We start from the raw sequence: 15596 nt of genomic DNA, 5'->3' as shown, positions 1-15596 counted from the left end.
CTTAAGATTGTGTAATCAATGTGCCTTTGGTTTCGTAACCCGTGTTTGCCAGCAAGTTAGTATGCTCGCCAATCAACACTTCTCTCACACCCGATTCAATGGCGTTAAAAGCATTTTCGAGTTTGGGCAAGATACCATCGTGAAACAAACCTTCCTTCAATAATTTTTGATAAGTGGACTTGTTCAAATTCGTAATCACCGATTTTTCGTTTTTCACATCTTGTAGCACACCTGTTTTTTCGAAACAGAAAATCAGTCTCACATCAAAATGTTTGCTCAGTGAAATAGCCAACACAGAGGCAATGGTATCCGCATTCGTATTGAGCATGGTGCCGTTAGCATGGGTAAGCGGAGCGAATATCGGAATCACATTTTGCTTCAATAGAAAGTAGAGTAATGTAGAGTTCACGCTATTGGCAGTGATGTCGCCCACAAATCCGAAATCAGTTTCTCCAACGGGTCGCTTAGTGGCTTTGATTAAATTGCCATCGGCTCCCGTCACACCCATTGCGTTGCAGCGCCACTCTTGCAGTTGCGCTACGATCTGCTTGTTCACCAGTCCACCGTACACCATCGTTACTAAGTCTAAAGTTTGCGCATCGGTGATCCTTCTTCCTTTCAAATAATTAGATTGTATTCCCAGTTGCTCACCCAACTTAGTAGCGATTTTTCCACCTCCATGAATTAAAATTTTTGGAGCTTGTATAGAAGCGAAGTCCTTCAGGAATTTTTTCAACGAGGGCTCGTCATCCAACACATTGCCTCCGATTTTGATGATGTATAGTTTGTTCATTTTTATTTTCGTTTTCTGCTGGTTACTACCACGCAACAAAACCATTTAGTATTTCGCTGATTACTGCTTGGGCAGCGCACACGCGGTTGCTCGCTTGGTGTGTTACCAGGCTCGCTTGGCTATCCAGGACCTCATCGCTCAACTCCACATTCCTTCTGACGGGAAGGCAATGCATTATTTTCGCGTGGTTCGTAAATGCAAGTTTTTCATTGGTGAGCATCCATTCGGGGTCATTGGTATAGATTTTACCGTAGTCGTTGTAAGTGCTCCAATTTTTTACATAGACAAAGTCGGCCCTGTGTAAAGCCTCTTCTTGATCATGTGTAATTGTTGCGCCTTTTGTGAATTTCGGATCCAATTCATAATCTTCCGGGTGGGTGATGATGAATTCAGCTCCACCCCAAGCATTCACCCATTGCGAAAAACTATTGGCTACGCATTGTGGCAAAGCTTTCACGTGTGGCGCCCATGTCAAAACGATTTTGGGTTTCCTTTTCTCTTTGAACAACTCATGAATGGTCACTAAATCTGTAAGACTTTGGAGTGGATGCAAGGTTGCACTCTCCAGGCTAATAACCGGAACGCCCGTATATTTCACAAATTGGTTAATGTACAATTCGCTATAATCATCTTCCTTGTTTTTGAGTGAAGGAAACGTGCGAATCCCCAACACATCAAAATATTTTCCCAGAATAGGCGCTGCTTCTTTCACGTGCTCTACTGTAGAACCGCTCATAATCGCTTCGTCTTCAAATTCAAAAGACCATCCGTCTTGGCCCACATTGAATACAATTATGTCCATACCCAGATTTTTCGCAGCAATCTCTGTGCTCAAACGGGTACGCATGCTTGGATTTAAAAAAAGTAAACCCATTCTCTTTCCTTTCCCTTTTTGGATATCTTTCAGAGGTTCGTGTTTATATTCCAATGCTTTGATGATGAGCGAGTGGAAATCGACTGCATCCTCTGCTGAGATAAATTTTTTCATTTGCTATCCATTTTTTAATTCTTTGTCAATTGCTTCCAAGAACAAATCTATATCATTTTTAGACAATGCTAACGAAGGCAGCAGGCGGACTGTATTTGGTTTGGCTTCGCCCGTGAAGATATGATGCTTGAAAAGCAACTCTTTTCTTAACGCAGCAAATGACTCCGGTAAATCCAATCCAATCATCAACCCTTGGCCGCGTACTTCTAAAATCTCCGAAAAGTTTTTGAGTTTGCGCATCCAGTAATTGCCGAGGTCAGTGGCGTGACCCAATAAGTTTTCTTTTTCGATAACTTCTAATACCGCCAACGAAGCTGCACACGCCAAATAATTTCCGCCAAAAGTAGTTCCGAGCATTCCGCTCCAAGGCTTTATGTCAGGGTGGATTAAAACACCGCCCACCGGAAAACCGTTGCCCATGCCTTTCGCAATCGTGATTAAATCTGCTTCTATGCCTGCAAATTGATGGGCGAAAAACTTCCCGGTTCTTCCATACCCGGATTGCACTTCGTCTAAAATTAGCAACGCACCAATCTCTTTGCATTTTTTGGAAAGCAACTGAAGAAAGGACGGATTGGGAACATGAATACCACCTACACCTTGAATGCCTTCGATGATAACTGCTGCAACATCTTTGTTAAGGGTATTGAGAAAAGCAGCTTCATCATTGAATGGAAGAAAAACAATTTCATGACCGGCATTAAAAGGCGCAACAATTTTCGGATTGTCAGTAGCAGCCACTGCACCAGACGTTCGCCCATGAAAGGCTTTTTTAAACGCAATTACTTTTTTCCGCCCGTTGACGAAGGAGGCGAGCTTTAACGCGTTTTCATTTGCCTCAGCACCTGAGTTGCAAAGAAATAGTTGGTGGTTTGGATAGCCTGAAAGCTGACCGAGTTTCTCTGCCAGTTTTTCTTGCAACTCATTTTTAATGCTGTTGGAATAAAAACTGATTTTATCCAACTGCGATTTGAGCGCTTCAACAAAGTGTGGATGATTATGCCCGATAGAAATCACCGCGTGACCTCCATACAAATCCAAATATTTTTTCCCTTGTTTATCCCACAGCCACGAGCCTTGCGCTTTTACGGGTTCGATGGGGAAGAGCGGGTAAACGTCAAAGAGTTTCATTTTTAAAATCGTTTATTGGCAAGACGAATGGCTTGCTTTAGTTTTTGTTGTAACAGTTTTTTGGATGGAAGGGCGGTGAGATACTGAGCTACTCTTATATTCCCTTTGTCGAGGGTGAGAAGTTGAATGTGCTCATCACTTTTGTCTGCACATAAAATTAATCCAATCGGGGTCTCCTCTCCCTCTGCTTTTTCATTTTTCTCGAGCCAATTGAGATAGAGTTCCATTTGTGCTTTGTAGGCTGGCTTAAACTTTCCTAATTTTAAATCAATCACAACCAAACGCCTCAATTGTCGATGGTAGAATAGTAAATCCATTCGATAGTCTTCGCCATCAATCAGTATTCTTTTTTGTCTGGCTAAAAAAGCAAAATCGGTCCCTAATTCCACAATGAACCGTTGCAACTCAGCGATGATGGCACTCTCTAAGTCTTTTTCGCTATATGAATCCGATAAATTCAAGAAATCTAAAACGTAAGGGTCTCTAAAAACCAAATCGTGACTCACCTTTTTTTTCTTTTTCAGAATAGATAATTCTTGAGCAATAAGTTTTTCCGGTTTTTTGGAAATAGCAGTTCTTTCAAACAACATGCTGTCAATTCTTTCGCGCAGTTGGCGTACACTCCACTTTTCGGCAACGGCCATTTGCGAGTAAAATGTTCGCTGTAGCTCGTCTTTCAGGTAAATCAATTCCTTCAGATGAGACCAACTCAATTCTCTCGACAGTGTAGAGAGAATCTTAATAGAGGGAAAAGTCTCTACAGCGTAGAGACAATTCCAAAGTTGTTGTCTGCTCCATCCGGTACCAAATTGTTTTGTAAGCTTTTTTGAAAGTGTAATTACCACCTTTTGCCCGTAATCTGCGCGATTGTTTTGCAGTATATCCTCCTGAATCTTCTTCCCGATACTCCAGTAGAGAAGTGTTAGTTCTTGGTTTACAGTTGTGCTTACGCGTTGTTTGCTATCGACAATTAGCAGCGATATTTGTTCGAATAGTCTATCGTTCGATATTTTTTTTTGGGATGAATGTTTTACTGCTTTTTTCATTGTGGGAAGCTAGTATGAAATTGGTTTTAATCTTAGCCCATCGCTTTCATTAAATCCAAACATCAAATTCATATTCTGCACGGCTTGCCCGCTTGCGCCCTTCAATAAGTTATCGGTTGCTGAGTGAATGGCAAGTTTGTTTTCAATTTTCTCCAAAAATAGTAGACACTTGTTTGTGTTCACCACTTGTTTCATGTCAATCATTCCATCAGCCACGTTCGTGAATGGATGACTTGCATAATAGTCTTTGTACAATTTGTTAGCATTAACCAAAGTCAAATTACAATCCAAAACAGACGTAACAAATATGCCGCGTGTGAAATCTCCACGCCAAGGCACAAAGTTGATTGCTTCAACAAAATTGGATTGTAACGATTTCAAAGTCTGATTGATTTCGCCCAAGTGTTGATGGGTCAGTGTTTTGTAGGCTGAGATGTTATTGGCGCGCCATGTAAAGTTCGTGGTGTCTTGTAATTTTTGTCCTGCACCTGTTGAGCCTGTGATGCCTGTAGTGTGAACTTCTTTCAGTAAACCAGCTTTTGCCAATGGCAATAACCCCAATTGTATAGTAGTTGCAAAGCAGCCAGGGTTGGCGATATTTTTTGCCGATTTTACTTTTTCGCGTTGAAATTCAGGAAGCCCATACACAAATTCACGGTTACCTGCTTTTTCTCCCAATCGAAAATCGTTTCCCAAATCGATGATACGAGTAGTCGATGGAAAAATATTCTCGGTCAATAGTTTTTTGCTTTCACCATGACTAAGGCAGAGAAACAACACATCTACCGTTTGATTGAAGCCTTCTGAAAATTTCAAATCTGTATCACCAACCAAATCGTGATGCACCGAATTGAGTGGTTTTCCTGCCTGACTTCTGCTTTGCGCAAAAACCAATTCCACATTGGGGTGACTCAACAATAGTCTTGTTGTTTCTCCACCGGTGTAACCCGCTCCGCCAATGATGCCTGCTTTTATTTTCATTTTATCTGAGTTGAAAGTTGAAAGTTCATTGTTTAGTCGTCTTTCTACTTTCTACTTTGGACTTTCAACTTTAATGCTGTGATAAATTGCTACCTGGTTCCCAAATATCTTCGTGAAGCCCTTCACATCATCTCCTGTCCATCCCAAATTCATTTCGCCATATTTTCCAAACTTGCTTGACATTAAATCGAATGGAGATTCGATGCCGTTGATTTGATAACGATACGGATAAAGCGTAATCGAAACTTCGCCTGTTACATTTTCCTGTGAGTCATGTAAGAATGCTTCCGTATTGCGCATCACGGGATCGAGGTACTGACCTTCGTGAAGCCAGTTACCATAGAACTGCGCGAGTTGATCTTTCCAACTCAATTGCCATTTGGTGAGCACGTGTTTTTCCAATGCATGGTGTGCCTTAATAATGAGCACAGGTGCTGCTGCCTCAAAACCCACACGGCCTTTGATACCTATAATCGTATCGCCAACGTGTATATCGCGGCCAATTCCGTAAGGCCCGGCAATGGATTGAAGGTATTGAATGGCTTCGGTAGGGTGCGGGAATTTTTTTCCGTTGATGGAAACGAGTTCACCTTTTTCAAAACCAATTTTCACTTCTTCATGGCCTTGCTTCGTCACTTGCGTAGGCCAGGCCTCTTCTGGCAGTTGCCCCATCGAGTTTAGGGTTTCTTTTCCGCCCACGGAAGTGCCCCAAATGCCTTTATTGATCGAGTACTTTGCTTTTTCAAAATTGAAATCTACGCCTTTGCCTTTTAGGTAATCAATTTCTTCTTCGCGACTCAACCGCTTTTCGCGGATGGGTGTGATGATTTCAGCACCAGGCAATAAAATTTGAAAAATCATATCAAACCGCACTTGGTCGTTGCCAGCGCCAGTGCTTCCATGTGCTACGGCATCGGCTCCAATTTCTTTGGCATAGTTGGCTACTGCCAATGCCTGCGACATGCGCTCGGCACTTACACTGAGCGGGTAGGTAGCATTTTTCAATACGTTGCCATAAATCAGATATCGAATCACTTTTTCATAGTAAGATTTGGTTGCATCCACCGTTTTGTGTGATGCCATGCCCAAACCTTTGGCGCGTGTTTCAATGGCCTGCATTTCGGCTGCATCAAATCCGCCCGTGTTCACCGTAATGGAGTGAACCTCGTATCCCAAATCTTCCGACAAATATTTTGCGCAGTAGGAGGTGTCTAGTCCGCCACTGAATGCTAGTGCTACTTTTTTCATTTTGATGTGTTGACGTGTTAAGGTGTTGATGTCTTAAGTTGTTGGTGAGCCTGCCGACTGCTTACTGCCGACTGCCTACTTTCAGCCTACCAGAAAAACAAAAAGCTCAATATCGAACTTCTCTTTTCATTTGAGGTATTCTCATTTTTCTTCTTCCAACCTTTCAGCAATACAAACTGCTTGAAACGCACCCAGCGGTCGAATACCTTATTGTCTTTGCGTAAATCCCTGCCCCAATAGTTTTGAGCTGAAGCTTCGGGAAACTTTTTTGCCTCGGCTTCTTTCGACTTTTCCACTGGGTCGTAGAGCATGGCAGTGCACATACAATTCTGACGGTTTTTGTTCATCAAAATTTCGTAGTTCACGCAGCTTTGGCAGCCTTTCCAAAACTGCTCATCGTTGGTCAATTGATTGTAAGTTACGGGTTCGTAGCCCAAATCAGAATTGATTTTCATCACGGCCAAACCCGTGGTCAAGCCAAAAATTTTGGCACTGGGATATTTCTCCCTCGAAAGCTCAAATATTTTACGTTTGATTTCGGTGGCCACACCCGTTTTGCGAAATGCTGGCGAAACAATCAGGCCACTGTTGGCCACAAATTTTTCGTGTTCCCACGATTCGATGTAACAAAAGCCCACCCAAGTGCCATCTGGCATAAGCGCGATTACAGCTTTGCCTTCTGTCATTTTTTGCTGGATGTACTCGGGCGAGCGTTTAGCAATGCCGGTGCCACGTGCCTTGGCCGACTCGGCCATCTCGGTGGTTATAGTTTCTGCGTAATGCGTGTCAGCAGCAATGGCTGTTCTGACGATGATATTGTTCGTCACTTTTAATTGAGGATTTGAATGAAAAATGAGATCGAAGCGAACCAAGCACTTCGGGGAGAAAGTCACCCAGTGGCCTTCACCAAACGTCTGTTTGTGAGTTGACGATATCAGATTCTAATCCGCCTATGCGGATGCCTGATCGGTGGGCAGGCTGGGAGGGGAGCGTTGAACAATGCTTCAGAGGCACTGGCGAGATTGGCCGATGGGCCGAAAGTCTCAAGATGGGTGATCGATTTTTTCAATTCGCGTGTGTTGTTTGTGTTAGATAAAAGGCATTCAAAAAAAGTTTATACAAAATTAATGTAATAAAGAACGATAATCATGGTGTGTGGTTATGATTTTATTAAATATTTTTACTTCAGCCACTTTGATGAAACCACTTACCTACCAAGACTTCACGATCAAGGCTCGCGCCAAAGGTTTTGACGGAGTGCGAACGCGTCTACAACAGGTTGGCGCACGATGTTTGGGCACCGACCAACAAGTAGATACTTACTTCGCAACTGAGACTGGAAAACTGAAGTTGCGCGAAGGAATGATCGAGAATTTGATTACACACTACCAACGGGTGAACGAAGCCGGCATTGAAAAGACGCTGGTATTCCGCTACGACTTAAACCCCACACCTCAGGAAGTTGCCGCACTGCACAGCCATTCTGCGGTGGTGGGCCAAGTAAGAAAAGAGCGCACCATTTATTTGCTGGGCATCCATAAAATCCACCTCGACCAATTGGAAGGAGATTGTTTCATTGAGATTGAATCCATTGACAGGCATGCTGCTTACACCAGCCAGCAGTTGAAAGCACTCTGTTTTGAGATGAAAGAGAAGTTGGAGATTGCCGATGCGGACTTGGTGCCTACGGGGTACTTTCGCAATGGTTCGTCTTAACAAGAACCTTCAATATGTTAGGAGATGAAAGAGAAGTTGGACGTCATTTATTAGGATTTGGTGCCTTCATGGTATTTTGGTTGCAAGGCTTCTGAAGCCTAAGTAATGACCAGTTGAGTTTGTTGGTTCGTAATTTTTTTGATCAGCAAGGTAAGTTCAGCACCCATTTTCTTGCAAAGCGCAGCAGCATAAGCAATGGCTTGGTCTGCGATAACAGAAAAATCAATTGGGGATACTTTATCGAGTGGAAAAGCAGAACCAGATGAAGATTATATTCAAACTGCTCTGCGCGAAGGTGAAGAAGAAATAAGTTGAGCGATTTTTTTGTGATACACGGCAACTTTATGGTTGCCCCAGTGGTAACTTATACCAATGTAAAACCTTTGTTTTTCAAATGGCTATAAACCTCCAAACAAACCCATGCATCGGTGGCGGCATAGCTGATTTGTTTTTCGTTTAGGTGACCAGCCTCCCAGTTGCTGGTTTGTGCGCCCTTGGATATGCGAATGCCCAATAGGAGGGCAGCCAATTTTTTCACGCTCTCCACTTCCAATCCTGCGTTTTTACTCATCTCGGCCAATTCAATAAATCCAGCAGGTGCATAGTGTTTTAATTTTTGCAACCCCTTTATATCATCGCGCAAAGCAACACCTGCCTTGCCAATTTTTTCATTTTCTAAAAACCGTTGTATGCTCGGGGTGATGCCTGTTTTGTTCAACCGTAACAAAAAGACTTTTTTGGGGATGGCAATTTGCATGAGTGCCACTTTGTTAGAATGGCCGCGCACAAACACAGGCTTGGTCTCTGTATCAAAACCAACCACACGATGGCGATTGATTTCGTCAAATGCCATTTCGGTTGCCGAAGCATCTGAAATAACCACTACCTCACCTTCAAATGCTCCGAGGGGAAGAACGTTTATCTCTTCATTAGTAATCGTTATCTTTTCAGGATGCCTTGTCATTCAACCTACGGATCTTGAAATTGAGATAAGCTTGAAGCACCGTCATGCACGGACTGATAATACAGAAGAAACAATAGGGCGCATACGTCCAGGTAGAAATGCCCAACACTTTTGATTGGGTAGCACCACAGGTATTCCACGGAACCAATACGGAAGTAACTGTTCCCGCGTCTTCCAATGTTCTGCTCAACAACTCAGGCTTGTAACCTTGTTTTTTGTACGTGTCAGCAAACATTCTTCCAGGGATGGCAATGGCCATGTATTGATCTCCGGCTGTCAAATTGAAAAAGATACTGGTGACAGTGGTTGATAAAACCAGCGAACCGGTAGAGTGTGCCCATTTGATAATTTCTTCTACGATGCGGAGCAGTAATCCACTGGATTCCATCACGCCACCAAAAATCATGGCACCTAAAATTAACCAGATCGTGTTCAACATCCCGGCCATTCCACCGGAAGAAAGCAGCTCGGTGATCATGGCGTTATCTGTTTTGATATTGATCGCGTTGGCCATCGATTTCATCACGGCAACAAACGCGGATTTAGTGGGGTCATCTGCAATACCTGAAATTTGAGCAACAATCTGCGGTTGAAAAATAATCGCACAAACGCCACCTAAAAGTGCACCTACTAGCAAGGCTGGTATGGCAGGCACTTTGCGCATAATCATTACCAATACTAATGCAGGCACGACAAATAAAATCGGATTCAAATCAAAAGCTTTATCAATAGCCAACAATACATCCGTATTAGCTTGCCCATGTGTATCTAATGTAAATCCCCAAATAAAAAATATGATGAGCGTAATCACTAAGGTGGGTGCAGTGGTAAACACCATGTAGCGAATGTGTGTGAATAAATCCGTGCCAGCCATGGCAGGCGCCAGATTGGTAGTATCCGACAAAGGCGACATCTTATCACCAAAATAAGCACCTGATATAAGGGCCCCAGCGATGACACCATCGTGAATGCCCAACGTTTTTCCGATGCCCAGTAAGGCAATGCCCACCGTGGCAATGGTAGACCATGAACTGCCGGTGGCAAGCGAAACGATGCAACACACAATACAAGCAGCAAAAAGGAAAATGGTGGGGTTCAGAATTTTTAATCCGAAATATATCATGGCGGGCACAATGCCACTGATAAGCCACGTTCCCGACAAAGAGCCGATCACCAATAAAATCAACATCGCTCCCATGGCCGAGCTAATGCTTTTGACTACACTCCCTTCAATATTTTCCCAACTGTAGCCAAGTCGCCAAGAAATTAAACCCGCCACCCCGGAAGCCAATATCAAAGCTATTTGGTTTGGGCCATCGGTTGCCCCAGCACCAAAAACAAGTACGTTGATAGCCAATAGAATTACTAATGAAACAATGGGTATGAATGCTTGAATCAGCGAAGGTCTTTTCTTATCGGGCATGAAAGAATTTTAATAGCGAGGCAAGGTAATAAAATTATTTAGAGATTGGTTTTTTCGGTATTGGGGGATTGAATCATTGGCATTAGGTGCTGGGCATTTAGAATTGGTGTTTAGGATTACTCCGTTATGTCGCCTACCCCCATGCTCATGGATTGAATCTAAAACCTTATCTTTAAACTTTCTAGTTAAAAAATTATGCCCATGTTTGAAGCCGCCCAACTACTCCAAAAAGCAAAGCATTCTTCTTTTTATTTAAAGGTTTTGAACTGGTCGCTGACCCGTATGATCCCTTTTAACAAGCCTCATGGTTTTAGAATTGTGGAATTAGAAGATTATCGTTTGAAGACGTTAATACCGTATCAAAAAAGTAATTTTAATCACATCCGCGGTTTGCACGCATGTGGGTTGGCCACGATATCAGAGTTTACTACCGGATTTTTGTTGCTCAGTATTTTGGATATCAAAAAGTACCGCATCATCATGCAGCGATTGGAAATGGACTATCATTACCAAGGCAAGATGGATGCCACGGCAGAATTTGCTATCACCTCCCAGTGGCTCGAAGAAAAAGTGATCAAACCATTGGCCACGCAAGATGCGGTGGTGGTGCCATGCGAAGTAAAAATTCATGATGAGAAAGGAAACCACTTAACTACGGGCACTATTTTTTGGCAGTTCAAAGACTGGACGAAGGTAAAAACCAAAACTTGACAACGGGTTTAGTTTCACGTAATTTTATCAAAAATCATTCTTATGAGAAAAATTGATTCGCTCCTATCAGAATATGGCGAAAGCCATCAAAATGCCACCAACAAATTGATCCATTGGATTTGCGTGCCGTTGATTTTCTTTAGCGTAGTGGGTTTGATTGGTTCGATCCCGGCTGGATTTTTACAATCGCTATTCGGTGAAGGTGCGATGTATGCCAATTGGGCTGCCGTTATGCTGGCCGTTGCGTTAATTTATTATATCACTCTTTCTATTCCATTAGCCATTGGCATGTTGTTCTTTGGTTCGCTTTGTCTGTTTGTCATGCGCCAAATTGTGATGGCGAATGTTGCCCCTCTGTGGGCGGTGAGCCTTGGGATATTTGTGATCGCATGGATTGGTCAGTTTTATGGACATAAAGTGGAAGGCAAGAAGCCATCCTTCTTAAAAGATGTTCAATTTTTGATGATCGGACCCGCCTGGCTAATGCATTTTATTTATAAAAAATTAGGGATACCGTATTAGGTGTGGAGCTTATCTTTAAATGTGCCCGTGTAGTTGATTTCTCTTTTCAATCATCTCATTTCATTTACAATAACCCAATTCATTTGGTCACTCAATCGAAAAGTGGTTGGTGGCACTACACCGCAGCAGCAGGCAAATCAGTTGTAGCGGAAGTTTATTTCAATCTAAAGTTGAAAGTAGCCAGCAGCCCCTTCCGCGCTCCCTTTTCTGGCTTTGAAATTAAAAAGCAAGTAAGCTCAGCGCAGTTAACTTCTTTCCTGCGGTTTATTTTAGACGATTTAAAGAACAAAAAAGTAACGGAGGTGCGGATAAAGAACGCTCCTCAACTACTTGAGCCGAAACCCAATAACAATCTTCATCAAGTATTGACGCAAGCAGGATTTCAATATGAAGAAGAAGTGGCAAGTTTAGTTCAGATAGATCAGAATTCGTTGTTGAGTAAAATGGTACCCGCCAAAAGAAATCGTTTACGAAAAAGTGCTTTTCAGTTGGGGTTTAAAGCGGAGCCGCTCCAAAAATTAAAAGAAGTGTATAATTTTTTGTCCCTGTGCCGGCAGGAGCGGGGCCAAGCTTTGTCCATGAACTACTCGGATATGCTAAAATTCAGTAAAGGGTTACCGCAAAATCTTTTATTGTATTCCGTTTCTCACCAAGATGAGATGACGGCCGCGGCCATTGTGATCAAAGTCAACAATTCGGTTTTGTACACATTTTATTATGGCCATCTGAGAAAGTTTGATAAGCTTAGTCCCATTCCATTTTTATTAGATCAATTGTATGGTGTTGCAAAGAAACAAGGGTATCAATGGGTTGACCTTGGAACTGCCATGTTAAATAATTCCATTAATCGACCGCTCTTGCATTTCAAAAAAAGTATCGGTGCCATTACCACGGTAAAAAGAAGTTACTTAAAAGTTTTGTGAACCCACTTGTTACCATTTTTTGTTTGTGCTATAATCATAAAAAATTTGTAGCGCAGGCGTTGCATTCTGTTTTTAACCAAACCTACACAAACATTCAGGTAATTGTGTTGGATGACGGTAGCACAGATGGTAGCGTGAAGGAAATAGGAAAACAACTATCCAATCGGCCCGATGTTCATTTTATAAATCATATGTCTAACATGGGTTATTGTAGCTCATTGAATGAAGTAGCTGCATTGGCCAAAGGCGAATTTGTTATCGACTTATCAGCCGATGACATCCTAATGCCCACTCGGGTAGAGGTAGGTGTTCGGGAGTTTTTAAAAAAAGGTGAATCATACGAGGTAAATTTTTCGGATGCTTTTATCATCAATGAGTTTGGCAAGGAGATTTCGGTTCACTCACAAAAGCACCCGCACGCCAATATCCCGGAAGGGAATATTTACAAGAACTTAATTGATCGTTATTTTATTTGCCCGCCTACACTCATGTTTCGAAGATCAGTGCTTGTTAAAATTGGCGGATATGACGAAACGTTAGCTTTTGAGGATTTCGATTTTTTGATCCGATCATCACGTGAGTTCAATTATTTCTACACGCCACTACCGTTGGTCAAGAAAAGGATCTTGGCTTCGTCTATGTCAGCTACACAATTTGTTCGCAATAGCCCGCAACGGTGGTCAACCTACCAAGTATGCAAAAAAATTGCCCTTCTCAACAAAACAATTGAAGAACAGAATGCTTTAAAAAAACGTCTGTTGTATGAATGTAGAACTTCTGTTCGATTATTTGAACTTCACTTGGCTTTGAAATTCTTGAAGCTTTACTTCCGATTATCTTCTCCCAGCACCATGCTTACGTAACTTTCGTAGCGGCTCACGGCTATTTCCCCATTTTCAACGGCTGCCATGACGGCACACTTGGGTTCTTGCAGGTGCAAACACTTCGATCCATACTTGCATTGCAAACGCAATTCTCGCATTTCAACAAAATAGTCTGAGATTTCCTGAGGTGCCATGTCAACCAATCCCCATTCTTTTATGCCGGGAGTATCGATTATAAAAGTGGACTCGTTTAACGGAAACATTTCGGCAAAGGTGGTGGTATGCGTGCCTTTATTGGAGAAGGAAGAAATTTTTCCTGTGGATTGTTGGATGGTAGAGGACAACCGGTTCAATAAGGTAGACTTACCCACGCCAGAGTGACCCGCAATGAGTGTTACCTTGTCGGCTAGCAATTGATGAACAAAAGTCAAATCATCGGAAACGGCTTGTAAACTATGGGTAATAACATTTAATGAACTGTATAATTGGATAAGGATATTTTGATCTTCCAATGATGCCTCATTCAACAAGTCTTTCTTATTGAACAACAGCACTTGCGGAATGCGGAAAGATTCGGCTGATACCAAAAAGCGATCGATGAAACCCAATGAAGTGCGGGGCTGCTTAAGGGTTGCCATCAACAACACTTGATCAACATTGGCAGCCAATACATGTGAGTGCCCCGTTTTTTTTACCGATTGGCGAAGCATTTGGTTTTTACGTGGCTGTATTTCGGATATTACGCCATTGGTGCCTTCTGCTTCTATCGTTACCCAATCCCCTACTGCAACCGGGTTAGTTTCTTTGATGTCATCCAAGCGCAACTTGCCCCGTACTCTTGCTTGCATGAGTGTAGTTCCTACCAACACTTCGTACCACGATCCTGTAGATTTGAGAACGATGCCTGTCATGTTACACAAGCTTTAAACAATAGTCCACAATTTTTATGGTGGCGCCACGGTTCTCCTCAACATATGATTTTGTTACCTCGCACGCCAGCAGATAATTTTCTGGCTTATTGTTCAGCAATTCATACTTAGACTTTAAGTCTGAATAGCCGCTTACTTCAAATGCCCCGCCACGCATAATCAGGTCGTGCGCTTCTTGAAACTTTTCGTAATTCTTGTCGCCAAAGAAAATGGGCACCCCATAGCATGCAGCCTCCAATATATTGTGCAGCCCATCGCCAAAAGCCCCACCAACAAAGGCTACTTCCCCATACCGATAAAGCGTTGAGAGCATGCCGATATTGTCGATAATCATGACAGAAGCATCGGCCACATTATCAAAACTGGCTTTGGAAAAACGAATGGTTTTTACTTGCAACGAACGTTCAATTTCCACTATGAACTTTTCGTTGATTTCATGCGGGGCAATGATAAATTTTAAATGATACGAATGGTCGTGAATAAAAGAAGACAACACTTCCAAATCTTCTGGCCAGCAACTGCCAATTACCCAAAGTTGCGACTCGTTTTTAAAAGCTTTGGCGAGGGGCACTTCTTTTGCGTTGGCAATAATCTGCAGCACACGATCAAACCGTGTATCGCCTGCAATGGTGCTCGGTATCCCGATAGAAGCCAACAGTTTTTTTGTCTCTAAATTTTGAACGTAATAGGCAGTAAAGTTCTTGAGTATTTTTCTGAAAAGACCGCCATACGGTTTAAAGAAAACTTGATTGGGCCGTAAAATGCAGGAAGCAGATACCAACGGAATGTTTTTCTTTTTTAACTCGTTTGAATAATTGTACCAGAATTCATATTTCACAAAAATGGCGAGCGAAGGCTTGGTGATGGCAATAAATTTTTCAGCATTCTTGCGGGTATCCCAAGGTAAATAATAAATGAAATCTGCCCCCTCGTAATTTTTACGAATTTCATATCCAGAAGGAGAAAAAAAAGTAAGGAATATTTTAATATCCGTCCGTTGTTTTTTGATGAGTTCAATGATGGGCCGGCCTTGTTCAAATTCGCCCAACGAGGCGCAGTGCACCCAAATAATTTTGTAGGAGTTGCCTGTGAACCGGGCACTTAATTTTTCAAAAAGATTCTTTCTGCCTCTTACAAACTGCTTGGCTTTCAGATTAAACGGAACGGCCAATCGATAAAGGATGGCCAAAAGACGGATGCCAAGTGTATAGAAGATCAAACTAGCTTAATTTACTGTTCAAATTTACATATCTTATTGCGTGAACACATCATTCTATTGAAGAAAATACTTTTAGCTTTTTAATCTGTTTCGTGGCAACTTCTGCAGCAATAACACAAAGCGTAAACAAAACTCTCGTATTTTGGGTTGTTATTGTTGGTCACTGACCAACAACATG

16 protein-coding genes are annotated in these 15596 nt (G+C 42.3%); 5 read left to right on the top strand and 11 right to left on the bottom strand.

Features of this window, described 5'->3' with window-relative positions:
- Position 1 precedes the first annotated feature (1 nt).
- From argB to KA713_05550, 7 genes are all read right to left on the bottom strand, one after another.
- Complete coding sequence (gene argB, locus KA713_05580) at positions 2–793, bottom strand: acetylglutamate kinase (GenBank protein ID UXE68056.1); 792 nt, start codon at positions 791–793, stop codon at positions 2–4.
- A gap of 25 nt (positions 794–818) precedes the next feature.
- Complete coding sequence (locus KA713_05575) at positions 819–1781, bottom strand: acetylornithine carbamoyltransferase (protein ID UXE68055.1); 963 nt, start codon at positions 1779–1781, stop codon at positions 819–821.
- A gap of 3 nt (positions 1782–1784) precedes the next feature.
- Positions 1785–2912 carry an aspartate aminotransferase family protein gene (locus KA713_05570; GenBank protein ID UXE68054.1) on the bottom strand — a complete coding sequence of 376 codons (1128 nt, stop codon included), beginning with the start codon at positions 2910–2912 and terminating at the stop codon, positions 1785–1787.
- Positions 2913–2914: 2 nt separating this feature from the next.
- On the bottom strand, positions 2915–3958 hold the full coding sequence (locus tag KA713_05565; GenBank protein UXE68053.1) for a DUF1016 family protein: 1044 nt from the start codon (positions 3956–3958) through the stop codon (positions 2915–2917).
- A gap of 9 nt (positions 3959–3967) precedes the next feature.
- Complete coding sequence (locus KA713_05560) at positions 3968–4939, bottom strand: N-acetyl-gamma-glutamyl-phosphate reductase (GenBank protein ID UXE68052.1); 972 nt, start codon at positions 4937–4939, stop codon at positions 3968–3970.
- Between the two features lie 51 nt (positions 4940–4990).
- Positions 4991–6187, bottom strand: coding sequence for an argininosuccinate synthase (gene argG / locus KA713_05555; protein UXE68051.1), 1197 nt, complete (start codon positions 6185–6187; stop codon positions 4991–4993).
- An 86-nt stretch (positions 6188–6273) separates the two neighbouring features.
- Positions 6274–6942: a GNAT family N-acetyltransferase gene (locus KA713_05550; GenBank protein ID UXE69043.1), complete on the bottom strand. Its 669-nt coding sequence runs from the start codon at positions 6940–6942 to the stop codon at positions 6274–6276.
- A 406-nt stretch (positions 6943–7348) separates the two neighbouring features.
- Here KA713_05550 and KA713_05545 point away from each other — a divergent pair, with 406 nt between their 5' ends.
- Entirely contained in the window at positions 7349–7903 is a 555-nt protein-coding gene (locus KA713_05545) for a CYTH domain-containing protein (GenBank protein ID UXE68050.1), read from the top strand.
- A 364-nt stretch (positions 7904–8267) separates the two neighbouring features.
- On the opposite strand, the gene KA713_05540 is transcribed toward KA713_05545, so the two are convergent.
- Both KA713_05540 and nhaC read right to left on the bottom strand, forming a co-directional pair.
- Positions 8268–8867, bottom strand: coding sequence for a 3'-5' exonuclease domain-containing protein 2 (locus KA713_05540; GenBank protein ID UXE68049.1), 600 nt, complete (start codon positions 8865–8867; stop codon positions 8268–8270).
- A complete protein-coding gene (gene nhaC / locus KA713_05535) occupies positions 8851–10290 on the bottom strand; it encodes a Na+/H+ antiporter NhaC (protein UXE68048.1) in 1440 nt (479 codons plus the stop codon). The genes KA713_05540 and nhaC overlap by 17 nt, the downstream gene beginning before the upstream one ends.
- Positions 10291–10491: 201 nt before the next feature.
- Between nhaC and KA713_05530 the strand changes: the two genes are divergently transcribed.
- Genes KA713_05530 through KA713_05515 form a run of 4 tightly spaced genes read left to right on the top strand, consistent with a single transcriptional unit; the run spans position 10492 to position 13309 of the window.
- On the top strand, positions 10492–11001 hold the full coding sequence (locus KA713_05530) for a DUF4442 domain-containing protein (GenBank protein ID UXE69042.1): 510 nt from the start codon (positions 10492–10494) through the stop codon (positions 10999–11001).
- A 42-nt stretch (positions 11002–11043) separates the two neighbouring features.
- Positions 11044–11523, top strand: coding sequence for a DUF962 domain-containing protein (locus KA713_05525; GenBank protein ID UXE68047.1), 480 nt, complete (start codon positions 11044–11046; stop codon positions 11521–11523).
- 2 nt (positions 11524–11525) lie between these two features.
- Positions 11526–12446: a GNAT family N-acetyltransferase gene (locus KA713_05520; GenBank protein ID UXE68046.1), complete on the top strand. Its 921-nt coding sequence runs from the start codon at positions 11526–11528 to the stop codon at positions 12444–12446.
- Positions 12443–13309 carry a glycosyltransferase gene (locus KA713_05515; protein UXE68045.1) on the top strand — a complete coding sequence of 289 codons (867 nt, stop codon included), beginning with the start codon at positions 12443–12445 and terminating at the stop codon, positions 13307–13309. Before KA713_05520 ends, KA713_05515 begins: the two co-directional genes overlap by 4 nt.
- On the opposite strand, the gene rsgA is transcribed toward KA713_05515, so the two are convergent.
- Both rsgA and KA713_05505 read right to left on the bottom strand, forming a co-directional pair.
- Positions 13270–14181: a ribosome small subunit-dependent GTPase A gene (gene rsgA / locus KA713_05510; GenBank protein ID UXE68044.1), complete on the bottom strand. Its 912-nt coding sequence runs from the start codon at positions 14179–14181 to the stop codon at positions 13270–13272. The genes KA713_05515 and rsgA overlap by 40 nt on opposite strands.
- 1 nt (position 14182) lies before the next feature.
- Positions 14183–15418 (bottom strand): 3-deoxy-D-manno-octulosonic acid transferase, encoded by a 1236-nt coding sequence (locus KA713_05505; protein ID UXE68043.1) that lies wholly within the window; start codon positions 15416–15418, stop codon positions 14183–14185.
- Between the last annotated feature and the right edge of the window lie 178 nt (positions 15419–15596).

This window comes from Chryseotalea sp. WA131a (genome assembly GCA_025370075.1).
Lineage (GTDB): Bacteria > Bacteroidota > Bacteroidia > Cytophagales > Cyclobacteriaceae > ELB16-189.
Note: the sequence above shows the minus strand (reverse complement) of the source record. Positions and strands in the feature narration are given on the sequence as shown.

Coding starts and splice junctions, on each gene's coding strand:
- KA713_05540 (UXE68049.1), bottom strand. CDS start 8,867: ATGACAAGGCATCCTGAAAAGATAACGATTACTAATGAAGAGATAAAC.
- nhaC (UXE68048.1), bottom strand. CDS start 10,290: ATGCCCGATAAGAAAAGACCTTCGCTGATTCAAGCATTCATACCCATT.
- argB (UXE68056.1), bottom strand. CDS start 793: ATGAACAAACTATACATCATCAAAATCGGAGGCAATGTGTTGGATGAC.
- KA713_05560 (UXE68052.1), bottom strand. CDS start 4,939: ATGAAAATAAAAGCAGGCATCATTGGCGGAGCGGGTTACACCGGTGGA.
- KA713_05545 (UXE68050.1), top strand. CDS start 7,349: ATGATTTTATTAAATATTTTTACTTCAGCCACTTTGATGAAACCACTT.
- KA713_05525 (UXE68047.1), top strand. CDS start 11,044: ATGAGAAAAATTGATTCGCTCCTATCAGAATATGGCGAAAGCCATCAA.
- KA713_05550 (UXE69043.1), bottom strand. CDS start 6,942: ATGGCCGAGTCGGCCAAGGCACGTGGCACCGGCATTGCTAAACGCTCG.
- KA713_05530 (UXE69042.1), top strand. CDS start 10,492: ATGTTTGAAGCCGCCCAACTACTCCAAAAAGCAAAGCATTCTTCTTTT.
- rsgA (UXE68044.1), bottom strand. CDS start 14,181: ATGACAGGCATCGTTCTCAAATCTACAGGATCGTGGTACGAAGTGTTG.
- KA713_05575 (UXE68055.1), bottom strand. CDS start 1,781: ATGAAAAAATTTATCTCAGCAGAGGATGCAGTCGATTTCCACTCGCTC.
- argG (UXE68051.1), bottom strand. CDS start 6,187: ATGAAAAAAGTAGCACTAGCATTCAGTGGCGGACTAGACACCTCCTAC.
- KA713_05570 (UXE68054.1), bottom strand. CDS start 2,912: ATGAAACTCTTTGACGTTTACCCGCTCTTCCCCATCGAACCCGTAAAA.
- KA713_05565 (UXE68053.1), bottom strand. CDS start 3,958: ATGAAAAAAGCAGTAAAACATTCATCCCAAAAAAAAATATCGAACGAT.